This is a genomic window from Ningiella ruwaisensis (genome assembly GCF_004798935.1).
GTDB classification, from domain to species: Bacteria; Pseudomonadota; Gammaproteobacteria; order Enterobacterales; family Alteromonadaceae; genus Glaciecola; species Glaciecola ruwaisensis.
In genome coordinates, this window is the sequence record NZ_RAHT01000001.1 from 319,773 (window position 1) to 333,776 (window position 14,004).

Here is a 14,004-nt window from a genome sequence, read left to right on the forward strand (position 1 = left end):
AATTTTATTGATACATTTTTACAGCTCGTTTACCTAAGTTCTTTGTTGTATTCAGGTCTGAAAAATACGTATAAGTCTTTAAGAATAAAAGCTTTCATCAAATTTAAGTCACGTAAATCAATGTCAGAATGAATACGAATCCAAACTACACGAAATGTTAAAAGTATGTTAGCCTTTGCGGTATGTATATTTTTTTGTCAAAAAGTTACAACAAAAATGACAAATCTGAATAAGTTCAGTAATATTGTTACAAAATGCGCAGAGGCAATATGCTAAATTTGAAGCACATTGGCTTATCGCTTTCCTCTATTCAGGCGAACACGAGTATCACAAGCGAATGAATATATTAGAAAAAATTTCCCAAGATATGTTGGAGTTTAGTAAGTCTGAGAAAAAAGTCGCCGAGGTGATTCTCGCTAATCCTCAGGTTGCCATTCACTCAAGTATTGCGTCACTGGCAAAAATGGCGAATGTGAGCGAGCCAACTGTTAATCGTTTTTGCAGGCGATTGGACACAAAAGGCTATCCTGACTTTAAATTACATCTGGCTCAAAGCCTCGCCAACGGCACCCCTTATGTAAACCGACATGTTGATGAATTTGACGGGCCAACCGAGTACACCAATAAAATATTTGAATCCACTATGGCATCGCTTGAAGTCGCAAGACAGTCAGTTGATGTTGCTATGGTGAATCGTGTTGTTGATTTACTTACGCAAGCACGAAAGATCTCGTTTTTTGGTTTAGGCGCGTCTGCTTCTGTTGCGCACGATGCTGTAAACAAGTTCTTTCGTTTCAATGTGCCGATTGTACATTTTGACGACATACTGATGCAGCGCATGAGTGTTATGAACAGCACTGAGGGCGACGTGGTTATATGCATATCTCACACTGGCCGTACAAAAAGCCTGGTGGATGTGGCCAATATTGCAAGAGAGAATGACGCAACCGTAATTGGCATTACTTCTGAGGGCAGTCCTTTATCAAAAGCCTGTAATTACGTGCTGTCTTTATCCGTTCCAGAAGATACCGACCTTTACATGCCAATGGCATCACGAATTGCGCAACTTACCATGATCGATGTTCTTGCGACCGGCTTTACTCTGCGCAGAGGGAACAAATTTAGAGAAAATCTCAAACGTGTGAAAGATACCTTGCGCGGATCCCGTTTTAACCGTCCAGAAAACACTTAAGGCAATTTATATATGTCACGTAGAACAAAAATATTAGCCACCCTTGGCCCAGCGACAGATAGCAGCGAAATGATTGAAGCAATTATCGCGGCTGGTGCAAACGTGGTAAGAATGAACTTTTCACATGGTCAGGCTGAAGATCATATTGCCAGAGCCAAGCGTGTTAGAGATGCCGCTAAAAAACTCGGCAAACATGTTGCTATTCTTGGTGATCTTCAAGGCCCCAAAATTCGAGTATCTCGATTCAAAAACGATTCGGTCATTTTAAAACAGGGCCAAGACTTCTGCCTGGATGCTGAGCTTGGAAAATTTGACGGTGACGAAACCCAAGTCGGTATTGACTACAAGGCACTACCGGATGATGTCTCCAGTGGTGATATACTGCTTTTGGATGACGGTCGTATTCAATTGGAAGTTAGCTCGGTTGAAGGCAGAAAGGTCCATACGAAAGTGACGGTGGCCGGTAAGCTATCAAACAATAAAGGCATTAACCGTCAGGGCGGCGGTTTATCGGCTGAAGCACTTACCGCAAAAGATAAAGAAGACATTGTGACTGCAGCGGCCATGGAAGTTGACTATTTGGCAGTAAGCTTTCCACGCTCAGGTGCAGATTTGAATTATGCCCGTGAATTAGCCGAAAAGGCCGGATGTCATGCCAAGATATGCGCAAAAGTAGAACGAGCGGAAACGGTTGCCTCTGATGAAGCAATAGACGATATCATCTTGGCCTCAGATGCGGTGATGGTCGCGCGAGGCGACTTGGGTGTAGAAATCGGCGATGCGGAGTTAGTTGGGGTTCAGAAAAAGCTTATTGCTCGCTCTAGACAGCTTAATCGCGTTGTTATCACTGCCACGCAAATGATGGAGTCGATGATAGAAAACCCCATGCCAACCCGTGCAGAAGTGATGGATGTGGCAAATGCGGTGCTAGATGGCACGGATGCTGTGATGCTTTCTGCAGAAACGGCTGCGGGTGAATACCCGGTAGAAACAGTCAAAGCGATGGCACGAGTGTGTGAAGGCGCTGAAACTCATCCAAGCGTTAAAATATCCAAGCATCGCGTCGATGAACATTTTGAAGATGTGAGCGAAACGATCGCCATGTCTGCTGTTTATGCGGCAAATCATCTATCAAGTATCAAGGCGATTGTTGGTTTGACGGAAAGTGGTTCAACGCCCAAACTCATGTCGCGCATTACCTCATCGTTGCCCATATATGCTTTGTCTCGCCATCAGCGTACCTTAAACGCCATGGCTTTATATCGTGGTGTTCGCCCTGTTTATTTTGATTCGTCTTCGAGCGCACCTGGTGAGCTTACAAAAGATTTGATGACCGCACTAAAGGATGCGGGTTTGCTCAAAGTGGGTGATCAATTTATTTTGACCTACGGCGATAAAATGGAAACAGTGGGAGCGACTAACGCTTGTAAAGTGGTTACCGTGTTCTAAGTCAGCAAAAAATTAAATAAATGTAAAAGCCGTCGCGGTTCAAAATGTGACGGCTTTTTTATTACTTAACTAAACCTGAATTCTCAATAAATAATGCGATTAATCCCAAAACTCAACATAGTCTTCGCTGTTTTTAGGTGCTTTATTCATTGTCTTAAGTGGACTGCTTCCCAAATATAAAAACCCTAATATTTCATCATCTGCTGATAGTTTTAGTGCGCGTTTAACGGTTTCGTCCTGTGCATAGCTGCCCGTTCGCCATATTCCCTGAAATCCTTGTGCAACCGCTGCCATTTGCATCGCGTGTACAGCACAGGCAGTGGATGCAACCTGCTCTACCCATGGCACGCCATCATGCTCATGGTGCTTACAAATTCCGATAATCACCATGGGCGCTCTTAGCGGAAGCTGCCTGGCTCGATCCACCACAGCCTGTTCCGCGCCGTTGCAGATCGCGGCCTCTTCAAAGATTTCGCCCAACTTTTCAAGACCTTTACCCGTGCACACGATAAAACGCCACGGCGATAAAGAGCGATGGTCCGGTGCTCTTAAGGCACTTTGTAAAATATTTTCAAGCGCTTCGCCTTCTGGTGCGGGCGCCTGTAAACGGGGCTGTGAACTGCGATTTAACAGTAAATCTAGAGCTTTCATGCTTTAACCTTTATCGCTTGATAGTATTTGTTTAAATGCATAAGCGAAAGCCTAATAAGGATAGCGCGTTTGCGCAAGTGAAATTACAGGCCCTTCAGATTGTACTTAATTGGTTACAAACTATTACAAATTGATTTTAGAGATCTGCAAAAGCTTATCGTAATATGTAAGATGTATGATTAGTTTATTAATTGGCAACACTAAGGCGTAACTCAATGGCAGAAAAGAGAAGTTGGACCAAAGGTCTGTTTGTAGGTATTTGGAATGTGCTGAATTTCAGTCGTCGGCTGATTTTTAATATATTATTTTTTGGTCTTTTGATAGCGATCATTATTGCCGCATCCAGTTCAGACGACGATAAACTTACCGTTGCGAAAAACAGCGCTTTGATCCTCGACCTGAACGGCAATTTAGTCATTGAGAAAACCTATGTAGATCCAGTTGAAAAATTCTTTTCAGAAGCGCTCGGTCAGGCCGAGGAAAATCCGGAAGTTTTGGTACGCGACCTGGTAAAAGCCATCGAAAATGCAGCTGAAGATAGCCGTATTGAAGCCATTATTTTGCAGCTTGATGGGCTGGGCGGCGGCGGCTTGGATAAATTCAGCCGAGTTGCCGAGGCGCTGCAAGTATTTAAGGACGCAGGAAAACCCATATTTGCAATTGGTGATTATTTTACGCGCAACCAATATTATTTAGCATCTCATGCCGATGCAATCTATTTGCATCCGATGGGAAGCATGCTTTTAGAAGGGTATGCATTTTACGGGACTTACTTTGCTGAAGGCTTGGAAAAAATAAAGGCTTCAACTCACGTATTCAAAGTTGGCAAATACAAATCAGCAGTAGAGCCGTTTACGCGCAATAGCATGTCGCCTGAGGCAAAAGAGGCAAATATTGCCTGGCTGGATGAGTTGTGGTCTCAATACAAGGCCGATATCGCTGATGCCCGACCTTTTGGAACGGACAATTTTGATGAGACCTTTGATTCACTGCTGAGCAAATTTGATGCCGCAGATGGTGATTTTGCCACTTACGCGTTGCAAAATGGATGGGTAGACGGTTTGCGAACCCGTCATGAATTTAGAAGCGAAATGACTGAATTACTAGGTGAAGGCGAAGATGATGCACCATATAACGCCATCAACCTGAAAAACTATCTGGATATTATCAATCCTCCGATCCCAAGCGTCCCCTCTGATAAAGATAAGGTCGCTATCGTTGTCGCAAAAGGCACGATCCTAGACGGTGAGCAACGAGCCGGCACCATAGGCGGAGACAGCACCGCTGCCTTGTTGCGCAAGGCCCGCGAAGATGATACGGTAAAAGCGGTTGTCCTTCAGGTCGATTCGGGAGGTGGTAGCGCCTTTGCATCTGAGGTGATCCGCAATGAAGTTGAATTACTCAAGCAAGCCGGCAAGCCTGTGGTTGCATCTATGAGCACTTACGCAGCGTCTGGCGGTTACTGGATATCAGCAAGTGCCGACCACATTATCGCTGAACCTAATACCATAACAGGCTCGATTGGCATATTCGGCATGTTTGCCACCTTTGAAAATTCCTTTGAATATCTTGGCATAAATTCCGATGGTGTTTCCACCACAGAATTAAATGGTATCGCCTTGGATCGCGAGTTGAACGAGGGCTATAAAAAGCTTATTCAGCGTAGTATTGAGAACGGTTACGATAAATTTATATCGCTGGTTGCCCAGGAACGAGGCATGAGCAAAGAGGCCGTTAACGAAATCGCACAAGGTCGTGTTTGGATAGGCACACAAGCACTGGAGCTTGGACTTGTGGATGAGTTGGGAGATGTTGAGTTTGCAGTTGAAAAAGCGGCTGAACTTGCATCTATCACCGAATATGAGACAAAGTACGTGCAGCGAGACCTTACGCCGCAAGAAATTTTTATGGAGAACTTATTTAAAGGTGCTTCCATCGTATTGGGTGACTCTCACAAGAATATGATTGAGCATCCCTTATTAAAAGTCGCGAATAAGGTCGATAAGGATTTGAAAATCTTTAAAGAATTAAACGACCCGATGTCGAGCTATGTATTATGCCTGGAATGCAAAATTTACTAGAGAAAGCCGATTTTTAGTATGGCAAGCCGTCAAAGCGAAATTTGACGGCTTTTTTATGGCATAAATCGATTTTAGGTATTGAAAAATTACTTTTATACTTGTAGATATTCAGGGAGACAGGCACACTCTTCGCCATGAGTGCACAGACCAAAATAACGCGGATTTCAGCGTTGCAGAAAAACGATTTACTAAGCCTGGCCAATTCCAGTCTGAAATATTGGCATGCAAAACTACAGCATTGTGCCTATAAGACTTGCCCTCTGCCTGAAGTCAAGCTCAATCAAAGAGGAAGAATAGCAGGTAGTGCTGTATTACAGCGAAACGTCATTCGCTTACAACCCATGCTCTTTTTCCAAAATCAGGACTACTATCACTCAGACGTTATTCCCCATGAACTGGCGCATCTTGCCGTGTATCATCTTCACGGTAAGGTAAGGCCACACGGCGTACAGTGGCAAAACCTGATGATAAACGTATTGAATGTCAAGCCTTTGGTGACACACCAACTTGATGTTAAAGCAGCCGGAATACGAACATTTAGCTATGCCTGTCGATGTGGAAAGTATGAATTGAGCGCGGTTCGACACAATCGTATTCAGAAACAGTCCCAACGTTACATTTGTACGCGCTGTAAAGAGCCTTTAGCGGAATCACTGCCAATTCAATGAAATTGTTTCCTTAAGCTAAACGGAATTCGCGCGATTTTCATATAATCCTACAAAAAGTTTTTGTATTATGAGCAGAGCGTGTTGTACAAGTTCTTTTGTGGGAAGTAGATGCATAATAAGCAGTTAATGAAAGGAATGTTAATTTTTGTATTCTTAAATCTGATGCTGCAGAGTCTTTGCTACGCCCGAGAAAATGCTTTAGAGCCAAGCCCTTCAGATAGTCTTATTAACAATACTGCCTGTAAACTCAACGCAATACCTGAGAATCAAATAGAAGAAGAATCCGTAGTTGTCGGCGATATTTTTATCGAGCCTCTGCCCATTTTTGATGAAAACGATCCTGACAGTATCCCCTTACACCGGTGGGCAAATGCATTTCACATTGTAACAAAGCCCTTTGTCATTCGTGAACGGCTGACCTTCGACGAGGGTGATACCCTAAGCCCCCAGGATTTAAAAGAGGCAGAGTCTATTTTGCGCAGCGAGCGCTTTATTGCAAATGCGAACATACGCGTTGCCCCTGTGTGCAACGAAGACCTGACTCATGATATTCTGGTCACCACCTACGATAACTGGTCATTGATCCCCACCTTTTCGTTTAGCAGAAGCGGCGGAAATAATAAAACCATTATCGGGGTGCGCGAAGATAACCTTTTAGGTCTGGGTATTCGCACGCGTCTTCGTTACAACAGTGACGAACAAAGAAGCGGTTATCAACTGTCTTTTTCCTCTGCATTCCCTGGTGTGAGACATTCAAACGTTTATCTGGATCTTGTAGATAATGATGACGGTGAACGCTACCAGTTCGTATTTGATAAGCCTTTTTTTCACCTTGGTACAAAACGAATGTATTTCGCTGAATACCTGGACGATAAGCGTGTTGAAGATATTTTTCAGAATGACCAAACGCGCAACAGTATCGACATTGAACATAGACGCGTTGCAGTCGCAACAGGCTGGAATGTAGGCAATAGCAGGCAGGAAACCCAACGCATTTCAATTGGATTTACAGACGAACGTTCCGTATTTCGAATCGACGAAAGCAGTCCGAGCAGCAATCCATTGTTCCTGCCCGATGAACGTAATTATCAATATCCATGGATACAGTTCGATTATGTGCAGCGTAATATTGCCGTTTTGCAAGATGTGTATTTGATACAACAGCCAGAAGATATTAATTTAGGTTGGCAATTTAGCACAAAGCTTGGTTTGGAACTAAGCGACGTCGCTGATGGTGATGAGTTTGGCTATCATTTAGATACACATGCGCAAAAAGCCTGGCAATATGGCGCATCTCTGTTTGTAGCGAAATCGCAATTTAGCGCTGACATAAATACCACCGCCAAAGATAGAATGCTTGCACATTTTGCAGGCGAATATTTTTATCGCGCAAATGATATTCTAGGCTATTACTCGCGTCTTTCGGCCACATTCTCTTCAGGTCAATTTAAAGACTTGCCGATTGTAATTGATGACGACAATGGCGTGCGAGGCTATGCAAATCAATATCAACACGGAGATAATCGTATTTCTGCAAGCGTAGAAGCGCGGTTTTATACCGACTACAATATCTATCAACTTTTCAATTTAGGTTTTGCGGTATTTGCTGATGTGGGTAGAGCGTTCTCCGGAGAACTTGCGCAATTTAATGAAGACGACGGTATTCTTGCCAGCACAGGTTTGGGAGCTCGGCTCTACTCGAATAAGGCAAGTACACCGGGGGTTATTCACATCGATTTATCTACCCCTTTATCAGATGGGGAAAGCGTAGATTCTTGGGCAATTAGTCTGCAAATGCGAAATTCGTTTTAAAGATAATCAAACTGACCTTAAAACATGTCTCGTGTAAATGCGCGGTCCAGCTCTTTAAATGCTGTTCTTAAAAGCTTTGCCAATTCTTTAAAACGAGGCTTGGGCGTCAATGATTCCAATGCACAACCCTGTTGCTGCATTTTCAAATATATATCCTTGTACCAAGCGTGCATGCCAGGGGGAAGCGGCTGGTTCGAACGGCTACCTAACCAGTACAAGCCTTGAAGAGGGAGCGAGAAGAAAAAGATCCCCATTGTGAGAGCTTGTGCCAAAAATGCACTACCTAAATAATGAAGCTGCAGAGCAACCATCATAATTGCGATAGGCGGCATCACCTGCATACCAAACTTGGTGGCAGTAATTATTCGGCATTCCGGAAACAATCCAAAAAGCTGCTTTTCCATCGGCCAGATTTTCATGTACTCTCGACCGTCTTTAATATATGTGGGAATAAGATGTAACATATTGCTCACGCAAATCCTTCATCAGACCTACTCAAAGATTAACATAGATGCTAGTCTATCGGGCAGTTTTTACCAAGTACTTGATGCTAAGCTAACTTTACACGGCTACATTAGTTTACACTTTTTGTAAATTGCCGATTGTAGTTTGACAATGTCCAAAAAAGGTAGCTCGCTTGCTTAATGGTATAATACGCTTCTTATACAAAATAAGCACAAGTCTTAGGCTTTTTTTTATTTTTATATGTGTAGATAGTCAAATCAACTAGCAGAAGACTGGCAGGCTTTGATTTGCAATTAAAACATATTGAATTGTTTGAATATCTACCCATATACAACACATTGGATTAATTTGGAGAAGTAAATGGCAAATCGACACGTGCCACTATTAATTTTAGGATCGGGTCCCGCAGGCTATAGTGCAGCTGTTTATGCTGCGCGAGCAAATCTTAATCCGGTTTTATTGACTGGCATTCAGCAAGGTGGGCAGTTAACCACCACCACTGACGTGGAAAACTGGCCCGGCGATCCTGAGGGGCTGACAGGCCCGGATCTCATGGTCCGCATGCAAAAGCACGCTGAAAAATTTGATACTGAAATTATCTTCGATCACATCAATGAAACAAAACTTGATGAGCGTCCTTTTGTGCTTAAAGGCGATAATGGCATCTACACTTGCGATGCGCTGATTATCGCCACTGGTGCATCTGCGAAATATCTTGGCCTTGAAAGTGAGACAAATTTCATGGGCAAAGGCGTAAGTGCTTGTGCGACATGTGATGGATTTTTCTATAAGAATCAGAAAGTGGCTGTCGTAGGTGGCGGTAATACTGCCGTAGAAGAAGCCTTGTATCTGTCAAATATTGCCTCAGAAGTACACGTTATCCATCGCCGAGACACTTTCAGAAGCGAAAAAATTCTGGCAGACCGATTAATGGAAAAAGCCAAGAACGGCAATGTTGTATTGCACCTCAATAAGACTCTGGAAGAAGTTGTCGGCGATGAAATGGGTGTAAGCGGCATAAAAATCAAGGATACGCTAAGCGACGAAATTTCATCGCTTGATGTAATGGGCGTATTTATCGCAATTGGACACAGTCCTAATACCAGTATCTTTGAAGGCCAGTTAGAGATGAAAGACGGCTACATTGTGGTTAATAGCGGTCTTCATGGTAACGCAACACAAACCAGCGTACCCGGCGTTTTCGCCGCTGGAGATGTAAGTGACCACGTTTATCGACAGGCGATTACCTCTGCTGGAACGGGATGTATGGCTGCACTTGATGCCGAAAAATACTTGGATGCTTTAGCTTCAGACACAACGGACAGCCCGGCTGAAGCAGCTGAAGCGTCTTAAATAATCCCGGAACCATCGACAATTAGCGCGGAGTCGGCACGGCATGCTTGAATTATTTAAACTCGATGATAGTTTAAATTTCCCTTCCGCTGAATTCGCGCTGGATGAGCCAAACGGTTTGTTGGCCTTTGGAGGAGATTTATCGGTCAGGCGGCTCGTGCAAGCCTATTCAAACGGTATTTTCCCCTGGTTTAGCGAAGGTGAGCCATTGCTTTGGTGGTCACCTGACCCACGCGGCGTGATATTCACCGACGATTTTAAACCTAGCCGAAGTCTGCGGAAAAGCGTTCGCAAATTTGGCTACACAGCCACCATGGATAATGCTTTTTCAAGCGTTATAGCGGCATGTGCAAAAGTGCCCCGTCGCGATATTTATCACGGTAATAAAGCCTACAGCAATTCAACTTGGATTACTGATGACATGCTGCGTGCGTATCGTGAAATGCACGGAGCAGGATATGCACATTCTGTTGAGGTGTGGAACAGCAAGGGGGAACTTGTTGGCGGTTTATATGGCGTGACTATCGGGCAACTTTTTTGCGGTGAATCGATGTTTCATATACAAACTGATGCAAGTAAAGCCGCCTTTTGGGCACTAGCGCATTACATGGCCTCAAACAAGCTACCGCTTATTGACTGTCAAATGCTTAATCCTCATTTGGAAACCTTAGGCTGTATAGCAGTATCTCGTCAGGAATTTTTAGATACTCTCAGTCGTCTGAAGTATCGTTCAAACGAAACGCCCGGGAAGTCCGGCCTTCAAAAATCGTACTGGCGTAAGCTTCAGCTTGAACTTCAAGAGCTTGCACAATGAAGTTTGGCATCACCCAGCAATTTCCCTGCAATTATTTGCCAGATAGAAATGAGCAGCTACTCGTTTGCATGGCGCCTGTAGAGCAGTTACCTGGCGCTTATTCACAGCTCATGCACGCAGGCTTCAGGCGCAGTGGAGACCAGCTATATCGCCCTCATTGCCCAACTTGCAATCAGTGTAATTCCGTTCGCATCATGGTAAATAGTTTTTCACCAAGCAAAAGTCAAAAACGGGTTCTCCAAAAAAATAAGGATTTACGTATTCATTTGACGTATGAAGAGCGTGATGAACACTACCCATTGTACGAGCGCTACATTGAAGCTATGCACAGCGACGGCAGTATGTATCCTGCCAGTTACAGTCAATATGCAAATTTTATTCGCTGCGAATGGAAAAAGCCGCTCTTTATGGAGGCGCGTGCAAAAGACAAAACGCTCTTGGCCGTCGCCGTCACCGACGAAGTAGAAGACGGCTTATCCGCTTTGTATACTTATTTTGCGCCAGAATACGCTTCGCGGTCTTTAGGGAAATACATGATCATGCAGCAAATTGCTCGAACGCGTGATTTGTTGTTACCCTTTTTATACTTAGGCTATCAGATAGACGACTGCCGCAAAATGAATTACAAGACCGCTTTTAAACCCTACCAACGTCTTATGAACAACACGTGGACTTTATTTAGGTAATAGAATTTAGGTAATAGAGTGCTCTGATTCTTTTCTTGTTTGGCCGAAGGTCTCGAATGTTTGATTATTCTCGGCTAAAACTCGCAAACATTCAGGAAAACCGTGCAAATATTCAGTTTATACTTTACTAATGAAGCGAATTTAGTTAAGGTTCGCGCGGCAAAATTTTATCAATCACATTTGAGGTTACTGCTGTAAATGGCAAAAGAAGATTCCATTGAAATGGAAGGTACGGTACTCGATACCCTTCCAAACACGATGTTTAGAGTTGAGCTTGAAAACGGCCATGTCGTTACGGCTCATATATCTGGCAAAATGCGTAAAAACTACATCCGAATTTTAACTGGTGACAAAGTCACGGTTGAAATGACACCTTACGACCTGAGCAAGGGCCGTATCATTTATCGCGCTCGTTAATCTTTAGAGGCGCCTACACGTCGTTTATTAAATCGCTTAACGCTTTTCAGTACTGGCGTAAACACTTATTCCGAATACTAAAAACCCGCTACTTGAACACAAGTAGCGGGTTTTTTCTAAGCGAGTATTTTAATGGCTATTTAAGCTTCACTTTTACGTGCTTCAATACTGCTATATTTAAAAGTAAGCTTATCGTTTTTAAGTCCAACTTTTACTTCTCCACCTTTGCTCAATTGTCCAAAGAGCAACTCAGAAGCAAGCTCTCGCTTGAGCTGGTCCTGAATGACACGAGCCATAGGACGCGCACCCATTGACTTGTCATAGCCTTTTTCAGCAAGCCATGCCCTCGCCTTTTCAGACACTTCCAGTGATACTCCTTTCGCATCAAGTTGCGCTTGCAGTTCAATGATGAACTTATCGACCACCTGCAATATGACATCTTGGGTTAAGTGATTGAACCACACTATCCCGTCGAGTCGATTTCTAAATTCAGGGGTAAAGGTTCGATTGATCTCACTCATGGCATCGTGGCTATGATCTTGCTGCTTAAACCCAATGGATTTTTTAACCGTTGCCTGAACACCAGCGTTTGTTGTCATTACAAGCACTACGTTTCTAAAGTCTACCTTGCGACCGTTGTTGTCTGTCAGCGTGCCGTGATCCATCACCTGCAAAAGGATATTGTATATATCACTATGCGCTTTTTCGATTTCATCCAGCAAAACCACTGAATAAGGATGCTTAATAACAGCGTCAGTCAGCAAACCACCTTGGTCAAAGCCAACGTAGCCAGGAGGCGCACCAATAAGTCGACTGACCGCATGTCGCTCCATGTATTCCGACATATCGAAACGCACCAGTTCTACACCCATGATTTTTGCCAGTTGCTGTGTCACTTCGGTTTTTCCTACGCCTGTCGGTCCAGCGAACAAGAAATTACCGATGGGTTTAGCTTCGTTGCCCAAGCCGGAGCGTGATAGCTGTATAGCGTCAGAAAGCTTCTCAATCGCTTCGTCCTGACCAAACACAACCATTTTAAGATTGCGGCCGAGGTTCTTCAGCACGTCTTTATCAGACGCAGATACTGACTTCTCGGGAATACGCGCAATTTTAGAAATAATCTGTTCGATGTCAGTGACATTAATCGTCTTTTTACGTTTTGACGCTGGCAGCAAGCGCTGACTGGCCCCCGCTTCATCGATTACGTCAATAGCCTTGTCTGGCAAATGACGTTCGTTAATGTATTTTGCAGATAGCTCAGCGGCTGCCTGCAGAGCTTTGTTAGTAAAGCGCACACTGTGATGTTCTTCGTAACGTGACTTCAGCCCCATTAATATTTTGGTGGTATCGCTAACGCTTGGCTCTAACACGTCAATTTTTTGGAAGCGTCTTGCCAAGGCACGATCCTTTTCAAAAATGCCTTGATATTCCTGATAGGTCGTTGAACCAATACAGCGCAGTTCACCACTACTGAGTTTTGGTTTAAGCAAATTAGAAGCGTCCATGACACCGCCTGATGCAGCACCTGCCCCAATAATGGTGTGAATTTCATCAATAAACAGAATCGCTTTTTTGTCTTTGGTTAATTCTTTTAGGATGCCTTTAAGTCGCTTTTCAAAGTCACCACGGTATTTAGTTCCCGCAAGCAAGCCACCTAAGTCCAACGAATAAATAGTGCTGTCGGCGATTACATCGGGCACATCGTTGTTAACAATGCGAAACGCCAGGCCTTCGGCAATCGCTGTTTTCCCTACGCCTGCCTCTCCTACTAAGAGCGGGTTATTCTTACGACGTCGGCAAAGAATTTGAATCGAGCGCTCTACTTCGCTATCGCGACCAATAAGCGGATCAATTTTGCCCTCTTTTGCGGCAACATTTAGATTACTTGCATACTTTGAGAGCATGGACTGATTTTCTTCAGACTCCGCTCCTTCTTCGCTGATTTCTTCGCTGTGAGAACTATCGTCATCGTCCGTTTTACTTACCCCGTGAGAGATATAGTTCACAACGTCCAGCCGTGTAACGTCCGACTTTTTCAGAATGTACACCGCTTGAGACTCTTGTTCACTGAAGATTGCAACAAGCACGTTTGCGCCTGTGACTTCGCCCTTTCCTGAGGACTGAACGTGAAAAACAGCGCGCTGTAGTACACGCTGAAAGCCTAAAGTAGGTTGCGTTTCACGCTCGGCATTGTCATCTTCGGCGATAAGCGGTGTCGTCTCATTGACAAATTCTGTTAATTCACTTCTAAGTGTTTCAACTTTTGCGCCACAGGCTTTTAAAGCTTCTTGTGCCGCAGGATTGTCAAGCAACATCAATAACAGATGCTCAACAGTCATAAATTCATGACGATTCTGACGCGCATAAACAAAGGCTTCGTTTAAGGTCTGTTCTAAATCTTTATTTAGCATGATTT

Annotated in this window: 12 protein-coding genes; 9 read left to right on the forward strand and 3 right to left on the reverse strand. The window is 43.9% G+C overall.

What is annotated here, in order from left to right; translation table 11 throughout:
- Positions 1-337: 337 nt before the first annotated feature.
- Both D6V41_RS01285 and pyk read left to right on the forward strand, forming a co-directional pair.
- On the forward strand, positions 338-1,192 hold the full coding sequence (locus D6V41_RS01285; RefSeq protein ID WP_136249684.1) for a MurR/RpiR family transcriptional regulator: 855 nt from the start codon (positions 338-340) through the stop codon (positions 1,190-1,192).
- A gap of 12 nt (positions 1,193-1,204) precedes the next feature.
- Complete coding sequence (gene pyk / locus D6V41_RS01290; protein WP_136249685.1) at positions 1,205-2,641, forward strand: pyruvate kinase; 1,437 nt, start codon at positions 1,205-1,207, stop codon at positions 2,639-2,641.
- A 99-nt stretch (positions 2,642-2,740) separates the two neighbouring features.
- On the opposite strand, the gene D6V41_RS01295 is transcribed toward pyk, so the two are convergent.
- Positions 2,741-3,292, reverse strand: coding sequence for an NAD(P)H nitroreductase (locus D6V41_RS01295; RefSeq protein ID WP_136249686.1), 552 nt, complete (start codon positions 3,290-3,292; stop codon positions 2,741-2,743).
- A gap of 215 nt (positions 3,293-3,507) precedes the next feature.
- Between D6V41_RS01295 and sppA the strand changes: the two genes are divergently transcribed.
- The 3 genes from sppA to D6V41_RS01310 all read left to right on the forward strand — a co-directional run bounded on the left by sppA (position 3,508) and on the right by D6V41_RS01310 (position 7,853).
- Positions 3,508-5,373: a signal peptide peptidase SppA gene (gene sppA, locus D6V41_RS01300; protein WP_136249687.1), complete on the forward strand. Its 1,866-nt coding sequence runs from the start codon at positions 3,508-3,510 to the stop codon at positions 5,371-5,373.
- A 134-nt stretch (positions 5,374-5,507) separates the two neighbouring features.
- Complete coding sequence (locus tag D6V41_RS01305) at positions 5,508-6,041, forward strand: SprT-like domain-containing protein (protein WP_136249688.1); 534 nt, start codon at positions 5,508-5,510, stop codon at positions 6,039-6,041.
- Positions 6,042-6,149: 108 nt separating this feature from the next.
- Positions 6,150-7,853: a BamA/TamA family outer membrane protein gene (locus D6V41_RS01310; protein WP_136249689.1), complete on the forward strand. Its 1,704-nt coding sequence runs from the start codon at positions 6,150-6,152 to the stop codon at positions 7,851-7,853.
- A 17-nt stretch (positions 7,854-7,870) separates the two neighbouring features.
- Here D6V41_RS01310 and yfbV read toward each other — a convergent pair whose 3' ends face one another.
- Positions 7,871-8,317 (reverse strand): terminus macrodomain insulation protein YfbV, encoded by a 447-nt coding sequence (gene yfbV, locus D6V41_RS01315; RefSeq protein WP_136250059.1) that lies wholly within the window; start codon positions 8,315-8,317, stop codon positions 7,871-7,873.
- A 361-nt stretch (positions 8,318-8,678) separates the two neighbouring features.
- Between yfbV and trxB the strand changes: the two genes are divergently transcribed.
- The 4 genes from trxB (at position 8,679) to infA (ending at position 11,588) form a co-directional block, all read left to right on the forward strand.
- Complete coding sequence (trxB, locus tag D6V41_RS01320; protein WP_136249690.1) at positions 8,679-9,671, forward strand: thioredoxin-disulfide reductase; 993 nt, start codon at positions 8,679-8,681, stop codon at positions 9,669-9,671.
- Between the two features lie 43 nt (positions 9,672-9,714).
- Positions 9,715-10,485 (forward strand): leucyl/phenylalanyl-tRNA--protein transferase, encoded by a 771-nt coding sequence (aat, locus tag D6V41_RS01325; RefSeq protein WP_136249691.1) that lies wholly within the window; start codon positions 9,715-9,717, stop codon positions 10,483-10,485.
- A complete protein-coding gene (locus D6V41_RS01330; protein ID WP_136249692.1) occupies positions 10,482-11,171 on the forward strand; it encodes an arginyltransferase in 690 nt (229 codons plus the stop codon). The genes aat and D6V41_RS01330 overlap by 4 nt, the downstream gene beginning before the upstream one ends.
- A gap of 198 nt (positions 11,172-11,369) precedes the next feature.
- The gene (infA, locus tag D6V41_RS01335) at positions 11,370-11,588 is read left to right on the forward strand and encodes a translation initiation factor IF-1 (RefSeq protein ID WP_136249693.1); all 219 of its coding nucleotides are present in this window, start codon (positions 11,370-11,372) and stop codon (positions 11,586-11,588) included.
- Positions 11,589-11,728: 140 nt separating this feature from the next.
- On the opposite strand, the gene clpA is transcribed toward infA, so the two are convergent.
- Entirely contained in the window at positions 11,729-13,999 is a 2,271-nt protein-coding gene (gene clpA, locus D6V41_RS01340) for an ATP-dependent Clp protease ATP-binding subunit ClpA (protein ID WP_136249694.1), read from the reverse strand.
- Positions 14,000-14,004: the final 5 nt, after the last annotated feature.